Source organism: Desulfobacter sp. (assembly GCA_028768545.1).
Taxonomy (GTDB): Bacteria; Desulfobacterota; Desulfobacteria; order Desulfobacterales; family Desulfobacteraceae; genus Desulfobacter.
Genome location: CP054838.1, coordinates 537,865 through 554,329, shown reverse-complemented (window position 1 = coordinate 554,329; position 16,465 = coordinate 537,865). Strand labels below are relative to the sequence as shown.

Here is a 16,465-nt window from a genome sequence, read left to right as displayed (position 1 = left end):
TCTTGGGGTAGGGTATGAAAAATGACCTGAGGATACAAACCATTGATGAAAAAGGAGAGCAAAAATGAGTCATGATTCCATCTCTTTATCCAGGGCCATTGGCGCCCAAGGTATTTTAAAGCCCTTGCTCAGTCCCGCGCCTTTGATTCATTATCCCACCCTTGATCGCCTTGTGGGGGGTACGATTTTTGTGAAGCATGAGAACCATAACCCCACAGGCAGCTTTAAAATCAGAGGGGGGCTTCATCTCATGCATGCACTGGCCCAAAAAGGGGTTAAAGGGGTGGTCACCTATTCCACGGGAAATCACGGCACCTCGGTTGCCGCCTCTGCCAGAGAGTTTGGCCTTGAATCCATTGTGGTGGTGCCGGAAAATTCAAATCCCTTGAAAGTCCGGAGCATCAAAGATGCCGGGGCAACACTCATTGAGCATGGAAAGGATTTTGAGGCTGCCGGCCGGCGGGTGGCTGAGCTTGTGGAAGAGCAGGGTCTGTATTTTGTTCATCCTGCCAACGAGCCCCATATCATCAACGGGGTGGCCACGGAATTTTTGGAAATCCTTGAAAAGGTGCCGGATCTGGATGTGATGATCATTCCCATTGGTGCGGGCAGTGAGGCGGCCGCCGCCATGACCGTGCTCAAACAGATCCGTCCTGACATTAAAATTGTCGGGGTTCAGGCTGCGGCTGCAAGCGCTGCCTATCAATCCTGGACCCATCAAAAAATTGTTGAGGCCCCCAATACCACCTTTGCCGGGGGTGTGGCCACCGGCATCGCCTATGAACTGCCCTTTTCACTCTACAAAGAGGGGCTGGAAGATTTTGTCCTGCTCACCGAAGAAGAACTTTACCAGGGCATTGCCCTTGCCGCCCACCATACCAGAAATCTGGCCGAAGGCGCTGGCGGAGCATGCTTGCGGGCAGCCATTAAGATCCGGGAGCAGCTGGGGGGTAAAAAGGTGGCCGTCCAGATGAGCGGGGGCAATGCCTCGGCCCAGGAACTGCAAAAGGCCATGGCCCTGCCTTGCCTTGGTACGGGTGTGGTGGATTAGAATTCTCCTGGTAAAGAGTTGATATTAGGCTCTGTTTTTTGGGGAAGCCCGGAAGGCCTTGCCGTTACGGCCGGGTTCAGGGTACTTTTTCTCTTTTTTTTCCAAACCTGATGCCAAGTTTACGCATGCGGTGCCTGAGTGTACTGGGGTTTACACCCAAACGGCAGGCAGCCCCATTTGGGCCATTGATTCTGTTGTTACACAACAAGAGAACATTTTCGATATGATTTTGCATCACCTCATCCAGGGTTAATACCTCTTGTTCGAGACTGGGGCATAGGGGATGGGATTGCAGGTTCGGCCTGCCGATACCATCAAAAATTAGTCCTCCATTAGGCGTGCCGGCTAAGGCGTGTATAAGCGCTCTCTCAACTGAATTTTCCAACTCCCTCACATTCCCGGGCCAATCATGTTCTATTAGCTTTTTTATTTGAATCGACGAGATCGTCGGATGGGCTGGAATTCTAATCTCTTGGCATTTCTTTTGGACGAAGTGCTTGACCAGATCAGGGATATCCGCTTTTCGATGTCGCAACGGCGGGATCGTTATTGGAAACACGTTGAGCCGGAACCACAAATCTTCTCTAAAGGATTTTTCAAGGACCATCTGTTGCAGGTCCCTGTGTGTGGCACAGATGATGCCTTTGGGATGGGTTTTGGCCTCATGTGGCAGTGGTACTTTGAGAGACCAGAATCTGTAATAAGATAGTGATATCCCGAGGACGTCCACGAAACGATTACAAGTCATCTTAAAAAAAACGTAACAATATTATGGCGCAACCAAGTTGAACCATGGATAGAAAATTTTCAGCATGATATTCATACCTTATAACCAATCGTCTGAAATTTTGCAGCCAGGCAAAAAGCCGCTCAGCCCAGAGCGAAGTGAGCGTAGCGAACGAAGCGGCGGAGAAAGTGATGTGATGCAGGCGTTGGAAGTGATGTGATGCAGGCGTTGGAAGCATCCTTTTTTTATGGAATGAATTTTTTTGGCCAATCCCAATAGCATGCATTTAATTACGCTTTTGCTATTTGCTTCCATGATTATTGTCCGTACTTCTCAATACGTAATAATCAAGATTAAAAACCTGTCGGATTTTTAAAATTATTATCAAGAAAGCTGCCTTCAATATTATTCGCCATTTCCACAAATCTGTTGGTTGGCATTGAAAATAAAATCATATCTTCGGGGACAAAATTTCTGGCCATCGTATCCATTAGCACAATAATACATTTTGGATTTTCTTGAAATTTTTCATGATAGGGAGTTGTAAAGATAGACTGACAACCTGAAGCATCAGGTATCAATACATTATCCGTATTTGCCATCCTATCGTAACTTGACAGGGTTACCAGCTTTGCCAGGCTGGTCATATTTGCTGGGAAAAGATTAGCAACCTCAATCTCTCTGCTATCATCAATATTCTCAAGTTTTTCCATGTACAGATATTTGCCTTTTGGCGGGTGAATAAGGGTTGCTGACCACCTGGTATATTCTTTTGAAATTTCAATATTCTTACAAAATCTTTCTACTTCAGCGAGAAAAACACCTCCATCATCCTCAAGTTCAGAAAAACCAAAGTATTCTGTGGGACCTGTGCAGGCTTTATCATTATCATCCGAGAACCGGATTTTTTTATTTTTTATCATCATCATCTTCAGATACATAAACATACATACCCATTTATTCTTTCTAAAAATAAAGGAATCTTCCATTTCCTCAGAAGAAAAATACCAGCCAATAGCAGGATAATTAAAAGATAATACTTCTGAAAATTTCTTCAGACTTTTTTTGGTTCTGTTGCAAAAAATTATTAATGTCTGATACAAGTCCGTTTTGGCACTAATTTGTTTGCAGAGAGATAGTATGAAAAATGAAAACCCTTTCAAGTGGCGTCATTATGAAAAAGAAATCATCCTATTGAATGTTCGCTGGTATCTGAGATATCAACTGAGTTACAGGAATCTGGAAGAGATGATGCAAGAACGGGGCTTGTCTGTGGATCACAGTACCATTTACCGATGGGTTCAGCGCTATGCTCCTGAAATGGAAAAGCGAAGCAGGAAGTATCTGCGGCAATCAAATGATTCTTACCGTATCAGACCTCGGGTTCTGAGTGTTGACGGAAATCCTGCATATCCTCCGGCAGTAAAGGCTTTGAAAGAAAAAAAGCTTCTGAATAAGGACTGTATCCTAAGACAGAATAAATATCTGAACAATATTATTGAGCAAGACCACCGGTTTATCAAAAAGCTTGTCAGAGCTGGTATGGGGTTCAAGACATTTCATTCTGCCTGGCGGACGCTAAAAGGCTATGAAATTATGAACATGATCAGAAAAGGACAAGTTAAAAATATTAGGAAGGGAGAAATTTTAAAGCAGAAAGAATTCGTCGAAAATCTGTTTTCTTATGCTGCGTAAATTTTACGCCTGAACGATCTCTTTGTCCTGGAAATCTTTTTTGCAACAGAACCTCTTCAACACTCACCACTTGGTCCTGGTCGTCAAATTCAATCACCCCGTACCGCTGGGGATCTTTGACATAGTATCCGAAAATGGTGGCCCCTTTTTCCCTTGAAGCAATCTCCTGGAGGCGGCCGGACAAGCCCTGGCCGTAGAAAATATTATCCCCCAGCACCAGGGTTACGGGATCATCTCCGATAAAGTCCTCTCCGATGATAAAGGCCTGGGCCAGGCCGTCCGGGGAGGGCTGAACCGCATATTGGATGCGGATGCCCCATTGGGACCCGTCTTTTAACACCCGTTTAAACTGCTCAACATCGTGGGGGGTGGTAATGACCAGAATGTCATGGATGCCGGCCAGCATCAGGGTGGTCAAAGGATAATAGATCATGGGCTTGTCATAGACCGGCATGAGCTGCTTGCTCACCGACAGGGTGAGGGGGTAGAGCCGGGTGCCGGAACCCCCGGCCAGAATGATTCCTTTACGCACGGTTGTCTTACTCCTTTTGTCTATACCGCCATCTGTTCCATGGCCTTTTTCATCTGGCGTACGGCCTGGCGCAACCGTTCCTCGTTTTCCACCAGGGCCAGGCGGACATAGCCTTCCCCTTCTTCGGAAAACCCGATTCCCGGGGCCACGGCCACATTGCCGCGGTTCATGAGCTGGATGGCAAATTCCATGGAGCCCATTTGGGCAAAGGGCTCGGGGATCTTGGCCCAGACAAACATGCCGGCCTTGGGTTTTTCAATTTCCCAGCCCTGGCGTTCAAGGCCTGAGCAGAGGATGTCCCGTCTTGTTTCATAGGTTTTACACAGCTCGGGGATGGTATCGTCGCAGTCCCGGAGCGCTATGATCCCGGCCACCTGGATGGCGGAAAATATCCCGTAGTCAAAATAGCCTTTTATTTTGCCGAGAGCCGCCACAATTTTTTCATTGCCCACGCAATAGCCGATTCTCCAGCCGGCCATGTTATAGGATTTGGAAAAGGAGCCAAACTCCACCCCCACATCCTTGGCACCTTCGACTTCCAGGAAGCTGGGGGCCTCATACCCGTCATAGGTGATCTTGGCATAGGCAAAATCATTGATGACCATAAAGTTGAACCGTTTGGCAAGTTTGACAATCTCTTTGAAAAAGTTTTTGTCCGTGACCACGCCGGTGGGGTTGTGGGGATAGTTGAGCATCAGCACTTTGGGGCTGGGGTAGCAGGACTCGCAGATATTGGCGATTCGGTCTAAAAATCCTTTTTCCGGGTCAAGGGGGATGCGCATGACATTGGCCCCTGCGATGACGGCGGCATAGATATGGATGGGAAAGGCCGGGGCCGGTACCAGGACAGAATCCCCAGGGCCCATGATGGCCAGGCAGAGATGGGAGATTCCCTCTTTGGAGCCAATGGTGAAATAGGTCTCTTTTTCCGCATCCAGGTCAATATGATAATGGCGGTTGTAATATTTGGAGATTTCTTTTTTCAGATGGGGCATGCCCGAGCTTTCCGGATACCGGTGGGACTTGGGGTCCTTGGCCACTTCCACCAGTTTTTCAATTACCGCATCCGGGGTGGGGTCCATGGGGTTTCCCATGCCAAGGTCAATGACATCATCCCCGTTCCGCCGTTTGTCCATTTTCATCTTGTTGATCATGCCGAACAAATAGGGGGGCAGCTGATCCATGCGGCCTGCAAATCGAATGATATTATTTTCTTCCACGGTAAATATACTCCTTGGGCAATTAAGGTTAACGCCTGCCTTTGATTTTTTGAGGCATCTGAAAAAATAACCATAGCAGATTTTCTTTCAGGGTTGCATAAAAATTTTGAAAAAAATGAACAGGCTTTAGTATTGGTTGTAATCATTGGGCGGCAATGATGACCGAGTCTTTGGTGGTGTTGGGATCATTTTTTTAAATTTTTACCCTTTGGGAAAGCCATTAAGGAACCATCTTCTTCGTTATCAAGGTTTTGCGGTAGACGACTACAGCGGTAACCTTTCTGCCTTGAAGCTGGGACCTTAATGGCTTTTGCCGCCTGTAAATTAAATCCCCGGATCGCAATTTTAGTCAGGCGCCGAATGCCATTTCAGGGATTGTTACGGCGGCATCGCAGGTTGCGCAGATGGCGTCAAATTTGCCCAGGGTTACGGAAAGTTCCCCGTGGATGAAAAATTCGGCCGTGGAGATCTGGCCCTGGTAAAAGGCCGCCTTTTTATGGGTAGAAATTTTGTTTTGTTTTTGTTTTTCATCCAGGCCGTCCAGGATTTTTTCCAGCTGGACAGCGGCTTTTTCAGCCCGCTGGAGCATCATCCATCCGATCAGCAGATCCCCCATGGCCAGGGTGCCCAGGTGAACGGCTGTTTCCTCTGCCCGGCTTGCGGCCCGGTCAAGGGCATCGGCCAGGGGGGCGATGGGCTTGATTTTTCCGGATGATTCAACGGTCTGATTGATCTCGCCCAAAAGGTCTGTGAAGTATTGTCCTTTTTTCATGCCCAGTTTCCGGCCCAGAAGATCCATGGCCTGGATGCCTGAGGTGCCTTCATAGATCGAGGTGATCTTGGCATCCCGTAAAAACGGTTCCATGGGATAATCTGTGGTAAATCCGTACCCCCCGAAGACCTGGAGGGCCTGGGTGCAGACCTCAAAGCTTTTTTCAGAGCAATAGCATTTAAGAATGAGGGTGAGTATTTCAACCATCCCCTTGTTTTTGTCCCTGGTCTCTTGGGTTTTGCTGAGTTCTGATTTGTCCAGGCCCATGGCCGTATAATAGATCAGGCTGCGCATGCCCTCTACATAGGCTTTCATCCAGATGAGCATCCGGCGGACATCCGGGTGCTGGATAATCGGGGCCGGGCGCATTCCCATTTTCCCGGTTATACCGCTGGCACTGGATTGTGCATGTTTGCCATCTGCTTCAGGCAGTTCCAACGCCCTGCTTTATAAAATGATCGCAGCATAATCATTTTTTCTGCATTCTCCCGATACCAAAAGATGCATGGACCTTTAAGACGTAAATTCACGACTCTCCGAATCGAACTTTCAATAGCACCGCTGCCAATAGGTAAGTTCAACGCTTTTACAGTTGAGAAATTAAGCCTCAGTTCATTGCGCACAAAATAATCCCGTTCCGTCTTGATAGCCTTACTGTTTCTGCCTCTACAAAGCTTCTGGACGGCCTGTACCACCTCAATCGCCTTTCCCTTCAGCAGAAGACCTCGCTGCTTCGATACCCAGCGTTTGCGTTCCTTGGATGACCAGGTCTTCCTTAAGCCTGCTACTGTACCCAGATGCTCAACTGCATGGTAGAAATCGAGAAGTTCATACACACGCTCAGGAGCCAAACCCAATGCTTTTAGCAGTCCGGGGATTCGATTCCAAATCCAATGTGCCCCATCTGCAACAAACAGTATTTTGTCTGAGTTCTGAATATGAAGGGAGTTCAAATAACCCTTTAACAAGTGGAATACACCATCCGGTCCATTGAAACAGCCATCAATAAATGGTGAAAAGCTTTTTTCTTGTTTTCCATGGGCGTCCACTACATAAATGATCAAAAGCTTGGGTTCTCGCCATGCCCCACGAAATCGGGTTCTATCCTTTTGGGTTTTTGGTCCCCTTTTCTTCTCTCTGAGCCGAGTGCGGCCACCATCAGTGCTGATAACGACTCGCCGCCCTTCAAGTAAATCTCTATCATTTAATGGGATTCGGCCCGCTTGTTGTTCGGCTCGAGCCCGCTCTGCGTACCGATAGGTCAGTTTACGGATGACCTTTATACCCAACGTCATCCCACGGTCACAAAGCACTTGACGGACTTCTTCAAAAGAACTTAATAAGGCTGACCAAGAACTCACCATAGAAGCCAAAGCAGGCGAGCAGCGATCATGGATTCCAAGAAGGATTAAGCCAGCGTATGCACCTTTATATCTTTTTCCTTTTCGGCGGTCACAGGACCTTCGATAGTATCGAACATGAATATCAACCGAACTATCTGTACAAAGCTGAATCCAAACGGTCTCAAGCCCTTCGCTTTTCATCCGTCCCGGCCAATTGGACATCAATTCTTTTTCTTGGTCGACCTGTTCAGAGGAATCTACTGAGGCCTGGATCTTTTTTTTAAAAAAAAGGCGCTTATCCGATTTGTATACTCAAGGATTTCCTGCTCCATCTGTTCTAATTCGTTAGCGTTACGAACCAAGCGATTTGGATCTTCTTTCAGTTTTTTGAGGCATGCAAGGACTTCATCAACAGTATTACAATCTTCAGCTTTCTTCATTAGCACAATCCATTTATGTTCATTTCAGCGTAACAGAGGATATCATTCTTTTTGCTCTAAAAGACAGGCCTTTTTAAAACCGGGAAAATAGGAATGCGCCCTCGGGGCCTGGCCCGCCCCGGGATCAAAGACCTGGAGCAGGTTTTTTCCCTGGCACCGTTCTCGTGCATGGTTCAGGGCCTGGACATAGGCTGCAGGTGGCAGAGCCGTGGATCCCCATTTTTTCCTCGATCCCGGTGCAGATTACGTCATTGGGTCTGCCCGGCGTTCCATCGGCATTGATCCTGATCTTGGGCACGATAAACAAAGAAATCCCTTTGGTGCCGGCAGGGGCGCCCTTGATCCGGGCCAGAACCAGGTGGATGATATTTTCCGTAAGGTCCTGGTCCCCGCCGGTGATAAATATCTTGGATCCTGAGATGGCATAGGTGTTGTTGTCTGTTTTTTCAGCCGTGGTGGTCAGCTCTCCCACGTCGGACCCGGCCTGGGGTTCGGTCAGGAGCATGGCCCCGCCCCATTGGCCGGTGTAGAGTTTTGAAAGGTAGATCTCTTTCTGGTCCTGGGTGCCGTAGAGTTCAATCACCTTGCCGATGCCGTGGCAAAGACCGGGATACATGGCAAAGGCCAGGTTGGCCGAGACAAAGTATTCACTGACCGCAGCCCATACGCTGGAAGGCATCCCCTGTCCCCCTACGTTTTCATCGTCCATAAAGGCGATCCACTCCCCATCGCAATAGAGTTTATAGGCCTTGTGAAAGGACTTGGGCACTTTGACCTGCCCGTTTTCAAGCCTGACCCCTTCCCGGTCTCTGGGCACATTGGTGGGCAGGATCTCTTTGACAGCCAGTTTTCTTGCCTCTGAAACGGCCATGTCCAGGGCTTTTTTATTGATGCCCTTGAATTTGTCATGGGTGAGTATTTTTTCGGTTTCAAGCTGTTCAAAAAGAACAAAGTCCACATCCCGTCTGTCTGCAAGTTCCTGGGCCATTTTAATTTTCTCCCTATGGGCTCAAAGCAATTGGTTTAAAAATGTCTTGGGTCTGCTCAGATAATAGCAAGGTCCATACCAAAACCGGGAAAGATCCGTCCCGGCCCGACTAGGCCGGGTTTGGGCAAATCCAGGAGATGGATGCCTTTGGGTGTTTCACCACAGAATGCTGTGAATTATCAATATATTGATATCTTGTTCGGTGACTGTTTTTTTACGGCTTTTGTATAAATACTTAAAATTAAAGAATAAAATTCATCAAGCTGTTCCTGGCATGAATGTTGCTTTTAAGTTTGTCATCAGATCAAAACGTAAAGAACGCATAAGCATTGTAAATTTAAGACAAGGAGAGAACCCATGGCTGAAAACGTAATCATTACCGCGGCCCTCTCAGGTGCCGGCACCTTTAAGAACAATAATCCTGCAGTGCCGTATACACCGGAAGAATTTGCTCAAGAAGCGGCCAAGTGCTACGAGGCCGGGGCTGCCATGGTCCATGTCCATGCCCGGCAGGAAGACGGGATGCCCACCCATGAGGTGGCCTTGATCAAAGAAACCCATGACGCCATCAAGGAGAGGACCCCGGAACTCATCGTCAATTTAAGCTCTGCCGTGGGCATGGGCAAGACGGCTGAACAGCGGATCACCCAGATTATAGAGATCCGGCCGGAAATGGCTTCCTTAAACACCAATACCATGAATTTCGGGCTGCTGGACCGCAAGAGCAGGCAGATCCTGGTGGACTATGTGTTTGAAAATACCTTTACCATGCTCCAGGATTTCGGCAAGGCCATGGCGGAAAATAATGTCACCCCTGAAATTGAAATTTACGACATGGGCGGGCTGGACAATACCCTTCTCATTGGCCGGCAGGGGATTTTTTCCAACCCCATGAATTTTAACTTTGTCTGGGGCGTGGCCGGGGGCCAGGCGTTCAGGCCCGATGCCTTTATGGCCCTTTACCATGCCCTGCCGGACAATTGTAATTTTACCACCTGCGGGGTGGGCACGGCAGAATTTCCCTGCATCATGCAGTCTTGCATGCTCGGCGGCCATATGCGGGTGGGGCTTGAGGACAATGTGCGCATGCCTGACGGTGAATTGGCCAAGGGCAACTATGAACTGGTGGAATGTGCGGCCAAGGTGGCAGGTCTTTTAGGACGGCCCGTGGCCACGCCTGACCAGGCCCGTGAGATCATGGGCATTGGTAAATGATCTTTTTTTTCCTTAATTTAGATTCTGCAGATCCAGGTATGGGGTCCAGGCCGTGCATTTAAAAGGCGGCCTGCATATCCATACCACCTGTTCGGACGGGGAGCTGACCATTGTCCAGGCCATTCGGGTATACGAGCGGCTGGGATTTGATTTTATCGCCCTGACCGACCATGATTTTCTCATGAAAAAAGAGTGTTACAAAGATGTGGCTGCCGTTAAAACCGACATGATCGTTTTTTGCGGTGTTGAAAAAACCGTGTTTGACAAGGGGTATGTCCACATCAACCAGATCAGCGGCCCCAAAGAAACCCTGAATATTTTCAACCATCCTTCGGAACTGGACCTGCCCCTGGGCCGGGTGATTGAACGGATCACGGGGCTGGTCCAAACCCATCCCATAGATGCCGTGGAAGTCACATCCAAGGGGTTTCGTTTTCCTGAGTATGAAACCGATCAGCTTCCCTTTCCCAAGGTGGCCACGGATGATTCTCACAACCGTCTATGATGCGGCCGGGCCTGGATAGAGATGGATGCCCCCAGGGACCGGGATAAGATACTCAAGGCCATAAAAGCCGGGGATTTCTGGAATTGCTATATCCGGAACAAGCCAATGGGGCAACCCGATTTCAGGCAGACGTGATTCATGAAATATGCGGGCTGACCCAATTTGTTTTTCCTGAACAACTCGGCCTGTGAAAAGAGTTGAACCATTGTTTTGAGAAGACCTTAAGGAGGTAAGTGTAATGACTAGAAGAGTCGGTATTTGTGCGGTTGCCCAAACCCCGTTCCAGCGGAACAACTGGGAGCAGCGGTTTCAGAATATGGTAGTTGAGGTCCTGGACGATCTTCGCTCCCAGACCGGTGTGGATTTTGACGATGAAAAGGGAATCGGGATGAGTATTTCCTGTTCAGACGATATTTTTGATGCCAGAACCATTTCAGACAACGGGCTCACCGATGTTCTGGGCGGTCATTTCGGGTGCGAGGAAAAAATCGCCCAGGAAGGGATCCAGGCCCTTTATTACGGCCTTGCCGCCATCCAGTCCGGCCAGGAGGATGTGGTCCTGCTTTTGGGCCATTGCAAGGAATCCCAGGGTCAAAGCCGGAACATGGTCACCCATATGGCCTTTGATCCTTACTTCACCCGGCCGGTGGGTCTGGATTTCTGTGTGGCAGCCGGGCTTCAGGCCCAGGCATACGGGGAAAAGACTGGGCTGACCGATGACCATCTGGCTGATATTGTGGTCAGGGCCAGAGAGATGGCCGCTAAAAATCCAAACCAGCCTGAAGTTGCACCGGTCACAAAACAAGAGGTCATGGGATCAGATTTTCTGGCTGACCCCATTAGAAAACTTCATGCCTATCCCGTGTCCGACGGTGCCGTGGGCATGATCCTGGCCGCAGAAGAGAGGGTGCATGAATTTTGCGATACCCCGGTATGGATTACAGGGGTGGGCAACTCCATGGATTCCTTTTTTCTGGGGGACCGGGATCTGACCGCCAATGCCGCCCTTAAGGCCGCAGCCCAAAGGGCCTATAAACGGGCCGGGATCACAGATCCCGGGTCTGCATTTGATCTGGTGGAACTCTGCGACCAATACGCCTTTCAACTGCCCATGTGGATGGAGGGACTCGGTCTTTGTGATCGAGGTGCCGGCGCCCGCTGGGTGGAACAAAGGGGCTGGGAAAAGGCCCAGGTCAATCTTTCCGGCGGTATGCTGGCGGGCAACCCCCTGATGCTCGGCGGATTTGTCAGAGCTGCGGATGCCGCCCTCCAGCTCATGGGCAAGGCAGGGGATATCCAGGCAGATGATCCGAGAACCGCCCTTGCCCATGGGGTTATGGGACCAGCCGGCCAATTTCATTCCGTGGTAACACTTGAAAGGGATTAGACGATGAAAGAGATTAAAAAAAATAGAAACGTAGGCATTATCGGGGTGGGGCAGTCGGTTTACTCCAGCCACAGGGAAGAGGTGAACCAGCCGGAAATGATCCACGAGGCCGTGGTTGAGGCCCTGGACGATGCCGGCATGACCATGGCGGACATTGACTGCGTGGTCCACGGCAATATGGAGCTTTTTGAAATGGTCCACCAGCCCGACCTCTGGCACACCCTGGGCACAGGAACCCTGGGCAGGGAAAGCCTCAGGGTCACCACCGGCGGCACCACCGGGGCTACTTTGGTCTGTGCGGTGGATTCCCTGGTGGCTTCGGGCCTTCACGATGTGGTCATGGCCATTGGATTTGAAAAACTCCAGGAGGGCCATACCACGGGCGGGATCACCAACATGGCAGATCCCTTGTGGACCCGGAAACTCCAGACAGGCGCCTTGACCGGGATGACCGCCACCCAGATCATTGAGGAGTTTGGCGAGGAACGGGCCAAAAAAGCCTCCATGAAATATCGGATCACCATGGACAAGCATGCCATGAAAAATGAAAAAGCCCACCGCAGGCTGGGCCTTGAATTTGACCAGGCCGATGATATGGCTGCAAACTCTCCGGCGCTTGTGGGTGAACTGAGGCTCATCCACATGTGCTCCCAGAGCGACGGGGCCTGTGTCATGATTTTTGCCTCGGAAAAAAAAGCCCTTGAACACTGCGACCAGCCCGCCTGGATCAAGGATCATGTCACCGTTCACCGGGAGGAAAATTTTGCGATTTTCGGTGATGCCCCCGTGACCATGACCCATAGAGTGGACGCAGAAAAGCTGTTCAACAGAAATGGCATCAAAGATCCGAGACAAGAGATCGACATGATGGAGATGTATGACCCTTTTTCATGGTGGGGCCTGGACTGGCTCAGGGAGTTTCTCCTTTTAGAAGGGGACGAGCACCTGAAAATGGTTGAAAACGGAGAGATTGCCATTGACGGGGAGTTTCCCGTCAACCCTTCCGGCGGGGTGATTGCCTCCAATCCCATCGGGGCCACGGCCATGGTCAGGGTGGCTGAGGCGGCCATGCAGATCATGGGCAGGGCCAAGGAACACCAGGTGGCCAAAGAGGTGAACACGGCATTGGCTTCGGGGTTTGGCGGCACCATGTGGACGGTGCTGGTTCTGCTGACCAAAGACGCTCCCAGGCTTTAACCAGGAGATGCCGAGAACTGGCCGGGCTGAAGATCGGGCTTAAGGCGTGAAATAGCCGGGCTGAGGATTCAACCTGAAACGTGTACACCAATAAAAGATTCCAGGTCCATTTACAGACAGGAGAGAATTTATGAGTGAAGAAACAAGGGACAATCGGGTTGCTGATATTTTTGCCACCATGGAAGATCGGGTCATTCCCGAGGGGGTTGCAGGGATAAGCGCCAATTTCGGATATGTTATTACAGGAGAGAACGGGGGCAAGTGGACGGTCTGCGTGAACAACGGCGAAGTAAGGGTGGTTGAGGGGATTGTGGATCCCCATGTCACCACCACCTGTGCCGATACGGACTGGATCGACATTACCCTGGGCAAGCTGGACGGGATGACGGCCTTTTCCTCGGGCAAGCTTAAGGTGGAAGGCGACCTGGACATTTTGACCAAAGCTGCCCGGTTTTTTCAAAAATACAGCCCTCCGGGGGCACAGGAAGATGGGGAAGAGCTTTTGGTGCTCAAACAGGTGTTTTCCATTCCCCAGACCTTTTCCACAGGACCTGTCATGGGCCGGTTTCTCAATGCCCTTAAAGAGAAGAAGATCCTGGCAAACAAGTGTCCCTCCTGCAACAGGCTCCAGATTCCGCCTAGGGAGGTCTGTGCCGAGTGCGTGGTCTCCTGCGAGGAATTTGTTGAGATCGGGCCTGAAGGGATTATTTCAACCCCGGATGTGGCCTATTATGCCAGCCCGGATCCTTTGACCGGGGAAACCCGGGAAAACCCCTATTGCTCCTGCCATTTTCTTTTGGACGGCTGCCGCGATCACGAGACCATGTGGCATGAGCTCAAGGCTGAAGATATTCCCAGGGCCAAAAGAGGGGTGAGGGTCAGACCGGTGTGGAACGATGTCCGGGTGGGCACGGTAACGGATATCAAATATTTTGAAATCATTGATGACTGATGGGGGAAAGACCATGACAACAACCACAGAAGACTGCTTTACCATTGACGGAAAACTGGCCCTGCCCTATCAGTATTTTGCCGGGCGCACCAGCTCCCGGTTCATCATTTCCATCCGGGATGACAAAAAGATCATGGGGCTCAAATGCAATACTTGCGACAAGGTGTTTGTGCCGCCCAGGTCCAGCTGTGAGGTTTGTTTTGAAGATATTTCTGAAAACTGGGTGGAATTGTCCAATACAGGGGTGGTGGAGGGATTTACCATAGTTCGGTACGAAGAACCCCACCAGCCTGTCAAACCGCCCTATATCACCGCTCTGATTAAATTGGACGGGGCAGACACCTCTTTTGCCCATATTGTCAAAGGTATGCCTTTGTCCCAGATGAAAAAAGGGCTGCGTGTGGAAGCTATGTTTGCCAAAAAGACCACGGGCACGATCATGGATATCGACCATTTCAGGCCAATCGATCAAGGGCCCAAGTTTGAGCTGGGATACCCCTATGATCAACTGGAAATCGGGATGTTCGCCTCGTTTACCAAGACCATTTCCGAGACCGATGTCTACCTTTTTGCCGGCATCTCAGGGGATTTTAACCCTATGCATTTAAACGAGGAATTTGCAAAAACCACCCCCATGGGGACAAGGATTGCCCACGGCGCCCTTCCCCAGTGTTTGATTGCCCCGGTGCTGGGCATGAAGCTGCCAGGCCTTGGCACCATTGCCCTTGAGATTACCACCCGGTTCAAGGCCCCCACCTATTTCGGGGATACGATCACGGCCACAGGCGAGGTGATTGAAAAACTTGACGAGCGCCAATGGGTGAAAATGGGACTGACCTTTACCAACCAGAAGATGGAGGTTGTGGCCACGGGCCAGGCCCTGGTCATTCCGCCGCCGGCCCAGTAAACTTTGCGGGTTAGGGTTAATGATCCAGGAATTCTAAAAGGAGAGACCCATGTCAGACGGGTTCAAGACAAGTACTCAGGTTCAGCCGTATTTTTCAAAATCCCATGACCAGGTCCGCAAGGCCGTCAGGGAGTTTATTAAAAAAGAGGTGACACCCTTTATCAACGACTGGGAAGAGGCGGGGGAGTTCCCCAGAAAATTGTATAAAAAGGCCGGGGATCTCGGGATCCTGGGCATGGGGTTTCCCGAGGAGCTGGGGGGAACCCCCGGGGATATTTTTTACATGGTGGCGGTATCAGAGGAGCTGATGCGGTCAGGTTCAGGGGGATTCACATCAGGGATCGGCTCTTTGAACATTGCCCTGCCCCCCATTGTGGCATTGGGCACCCCGGCCCAAAAGGAAAAATTTGTCGTGCCCGTGCTGGCAGGCGAGCGGATCGCCGCCCTGGGGATCACCGAGCCCGGAGGCGGATCCGATGTGGCCAATCTTGGGACCACGGCTGTTCCGGACGGGGACGACTATATTGTCAACGGGTCCAAGACCTTTATCACCAGCGGAATTCGGGCGGATCAGCTCACCTGCGCCGTGCGCACCGGGGATGACGGGGCTTCGGGTATCAGCCTGTTGGTCATTGAATCTGATACCCCGGGGTATTCCGTCTCACAGAAGATTAAAAAAACCGGGTGGTGGTGTTCTGATACGGCTGAAATTTTTCTGGACAACTGCCGGGTGCCGAAAGCCAATTTGATCGGCAGGGAAAATCAGGGGTTTGCCGCCATCATGGGCAATTTTCAAAAGGAGCGGCTGGCCATTGCCGTGATTGCCAATATGACATCCCGGATGGCCCTGGAGGAATCCGTGGCCTATGCCAAGGAGCGCAAGGCATTCGGCAAATCCATTAACGGCTTTCAGGTCACCCGGCACAAGCTTGTGGACATGGCCACCTTGCTGGAGGCCAGCACGGAATTCACCTATCGGGTGGCCGCTAAAATCGGTGCGGGCATTGACCAGCTCAAAGAGGTGTCCATGGCCAAGAATTTTGCCTGCCAGGTCAGCGACAAGGTCACCTATGACGCGGTCCAGATTTTCGGGGGATACGGGTTTTGCCGGGAATACCTGGTGGAAAGGCTGTACCGGGACAACCGGATTCTCTCCATTGGCGGGGGCACCACCGAGATCATGAAGGAGATCATATCCGCATTTGTGGTCTGATTTTATCTAAACTCCAAGGCTGCAGGCTTAGTCTTCTGCGGCCCGCTGAATTCGACTCGTGAAGCAGTATCGGCTCAATTTGGATATTAATCGCAGCCCGAATATTTCACGAATCGATTTTGCTTAAGCTGTAAGGCGCCAGGCCGTGAAGCCGCAGTGACGTTACTGCGAACGGGCTGCAACGCCGCAGATGAGGTGAAATCGGTTCGCCCGAAGAGTGACAATTTTTACCCTTGGAATTAATTTGGCAAGTAATTATAAGGCGTTGTATTTAAAGAAATTAGTAGCCAGTTTGTTTAAATTGTCAGTTTTTGACCTTCA

16 protein-coding genes and 1 pseudogene are annotated in these 16,465 nt (G+C 50.3%); 9 read left to right on the top strand and 8 right to left on the bottom strand.

Going from position 1 to position 16,465, the window contains the following annotated elements; all coding sequences use genetic code 11:
- Positions 1-64: 64 nt before the first annotated feature.
- The gene (locus HUN05_02690; GenBank protein WDP84201.1) at positions 65-1,051 is read left to right on the top strand and encodes a threonine/serine dehydratase; all 987 of its coding nucleotides are present in this window, start codon (positions 65-67) and stop codon (positions 1,049-1,051) included.
- Positions 1,052-1,127: 76 nt separating this feature from the next.
- Here the strand turns inward: HUN05_02690 and HUN05_02685 are convergent, their stop codons facing one another.
- A complete protein-coding gene (locus tag HUN05_02685) occupies positions 1,128-1,658 on the bottom strand; it encodes a hypothetical protein (GenBank protein WDP84200.1) in 531 nt (176 codons plus the stop codon).
- Between the two features lie 473 nt (positions 1,659-2,131).
- The gene (locus HUN05_02680; protein ID WDP84199.1) at positions 2,132-2,881 is read right to left on the bottom strand and encodes a DUF169 domain-containing protein; all 750 of its coding nucleotides are present in this window, start codon (positions 2,879-2,881) and stop codon (positions 2,132-2,134) included.
- Positions 2,882-2,918: 37 nt separating this feature from the next.
- On the opposite strand from HUN05_02680, the gene HUN05_02675 reads away from it, so the two are divergent.
- A complete protein-coding gene (locus HUN05_02675; GenBank protein ID WDP84198.1) occupies positions 2,919-3,473 on the top strand; it encodes an IS6 family transposase in 555 nt (184 codons plus the stop codon).
- Positions 3,474-3,525: 52 nt separating this feature from the next.
- Here the strand turns inward: HUN05_02675 and HUN05_02670 are convergent.
- The 6 genes and pseudogenes from HUN05_02670 to HUN05_02645 all read right to left on the bottom strand — a co-directional run bounded on the left by HUN05_02670 (position 3,526) and on the right by HUN05_02645 (position 8,768).
- Positions 3,526-4,005: pseudogene (locus HUN05_02670) on the bottom strand (NTP transferase domain-containing protein).
- 20 nt (positions 4,006-4,025) lie between these two features.
- On the bottom strand, positions 4,026-5,225 hold the full coding sequence (locus tag HUN05_02665; protein ID WDP84197.1) for an aminotransferase class I/II-fold pyridoxal phosphate-dependent enzyme: 1,200 nt from the start codon (positions 5,223-5,225) through the stop codon (positions 4,026-4,028).
- 349 nt (positions 5,226-5,574) lie between these two features.
- Positions 5,575-6,366, bottom strand: a complete 792-nt coding sequence (locus tag HUN05_02660; protein ID WDP84196.1) for an acyl-CoA dehydrogenase — start codon at positions 6,364-6,366, stop codon at positions 5,575-5,577.
- 14 nt (positions 6,367-6,380) lie between these two features.
- Positions 6,381-7,541: a hypothetical protein gene (locus HUN05_02655; protein ID WDP84195.1), complete on the bottom strand. Its 1,161-nt coding sequence runs from the start codon at positions 7,539-7,541 to the stop codon at positions 6,381-6,383.
- A gap of 56 nt (positions 7,542-7,597) precedes the next feature.
- Positions 7,598-7,780, bottom strand: a complete 183-nt coding sequence (locus HUN05_02650) for a hypothetical protein (protein WDP84194.1) — start codon at positions 7,778-7,780, stop codon at positions 7,598-7,600.
- 124 nt (positions 7,781-7,904) lie between these two features.
- A complete protein-coding gene (locus HUN05_02645) occupies positions 7,905-8,768 on the bottom strand; it encodes an acyl-CoA dehydrogenase family protein (GenBank protein WDP84193.1) in 864 nt (287 codons plus the stop codon).
- A 357-nt stretch (positions 8,769-9,125) separates the two neighbouring features.
- Between HUN05_02645 and HUN05_02640 the strand changes: the two genes are divergently transcribed.
- From HUN05_02640 to HUN05_02610, 7 genes are all read left to right on the top strand, one after another.
- Complete coding sequence (locus HUN05_02640) at positions 9,126-9,983, top strand: 3-keto-5-aminohexanoate cleavage protein (protein ID WDP84192.1); 858 nt, start codon at positions 9,126-9,128, stop codon at positions 9,981-9,983.
- A 52-nt stretch (positions 9,984-10,035) separates the two neighbouring features.
- A complete protein-coding gene (locus HUN05_02635; protein ID WDP84191.1) occupies positions 10,036-10,488 on the top strand; it encodes a PHP domain-containing protein in 453 nt (150 codons plus the stop codon).
- Positions 10,489-10,726: 238 nt separating this feature from the next.
- Positions 10,727-11,875 carry a hypothetical protein gene (locus HUN05_02630; protein WDP84190.1) on the top strand — a complete coding sequence of 383 codons (1,149 nt, stop codon included), beginning with the start codon at positions 10,727-10,729 and terminating at the stop codon, positions 11,873-11,875.
- Positions 11,876-11,878: 3 nt separating this feature from the next.
- Positions 11,879-13,072 (top strand): hypothetical protein, encoded by a 1,194-nt coding sequence (locus tag HUN05_02625; GenBank protein ID WDP84189.1) that lies wholly within the window; start codon positions 11,879-11,881, stop codon positions 13,070-13,072.
- Positions 13,073-13,202: 130 nt separating this feature from the next.
- On the top strand, positions 13,203-14,024 hold the full coding sequence (locus HUN05_02620) for an SCP2 sterol-binding domain-containing protein (GenBank protein ID WDP84188.1): 822 nt from the start codon (positions 13,203-13,205) through the stop codon (positions 14,022-14,024).
- Positions 14,025-14,037: 13 nt separating this feature from the next.
- On the top strand, positions 14,038-14,931 hold the full coding sequence (locus HUN05_02615; protein WDP84187.1) for an OB-fold domain-containing protein: 894 nt from the start codon (positions 14,038-14,040) through the stop codon (positions 14,929-14,931).
- 49 nt (positions 14,932-14,980) lie between these two features.
- Complete coding sequence (locus HUN05_02610) at positions 14,981-16,144, top strand: acyl-CoA dehydrogenase family protein (GenBank protein ID WDP84186.1); 1,164 nt, start codon at positions 14,981-14,983, stop codon at positions 16,142-16,144.
- Positions 16,145-16,465 lie beyond the last annotated feature (321 nt).

What these genes read in the sequence shown, in the direction of transcription:
- HUN05_02615 (WDP84187.1), top strand. Translation starts at nt 14,038, where the DNA reads ATGACAACAACCACAGAAGACTGCTTTACCATTGACGGAAAACTGGCC.
- HUN05_02620 (WDP84188.1), top strand. Translation starts at nt 13,203, where the DNA reads ATGAGTGAAGAAACAAGGGACAATCGGGTTGCTGATATTTTTGCCACC.
- HUN05_02690 (WDP84201.1), top strand. Translation starts at nt 65, where the DNA reads ATGAGTCATGATTCCATCTCTTTATCCAGGGCCATTGGCGCCCAAGGT.
- HUN05_02640 (WDP84192.1), top strand. Translation starts at nt 9,126, where the DNA reads ATGGCTGAAAACGTAATCATTACCGCGGCCCTCTCAGGTGCCGGCACC.
- HUN05_02655 (WDP84195.1), bottom strand. Translation starts at nt 7,541, where the DNA reads ATGAAAAGCGAAGGGCTTGAGACCGTTTGGATTCAGCTTTGTACAGAT.
- HUN05_02660 (WDP84196.1), bottom strand. Translation starts at nt 6,366, where the DNA reads ATGCGCCCGGCCCCGATTATCCAGCACCCGGATGTCCGCCGGATGCTC.
- HUN05_02645 (WDP84193.1), bottom strand. Translation starts at nt 8,768, where the DNA reads ATGGCCCAGGAACTTGCAGACAGACGGGATGTGGACTTTGTTCTTTTT.
- HUN05_02650 (WDP84194.1), bottom strand. Translation starts at nt 7,780, where the DNA reads ATGAAGAAAGCTGAAGATTGTAATACTGTTGATGAAGTCCTTGCATGC.
- HUN05_02630 (WDP84190.1), top strand. Translation starts at nt 10,727, where the DNA reads ATGACTAGAAGAGTCGGTATTTGTGCGGTTGCCCAAACCCCGTTCCAG.
- HUN05_02625 (WDP84189.1), top strand. Translation starts at nt 11,879, where the DNA reads ATGAAAGAGATTAAAAAAAATAGAAACGTAGGCATTATCGGGGTGGGG.
- HUN05_02685 (WDP84200.1), bottom strand. Translation starts at nt 1,658, where the DNA reads ATGGTCCTTGAAAAATCCTTTAGAGAAGATTTGTGGTTCCGGCTCAAC.
- HUN05_02675 (WDP84198.1), top strand. Translation starts at nt 2,919, where the DNA reads ATGAAAAATGAAAACCCTTTCAAGTGGCGTCATTATGAAAAAGAAATC.
- HUN05_02610 (WDP84186.1), top strand. Translation starts at nt 14,981, where the DNA reads ATGTCAGACGGGTTCAAGACAAGTACTCAGGTTCAGCCGTATTTTTCA.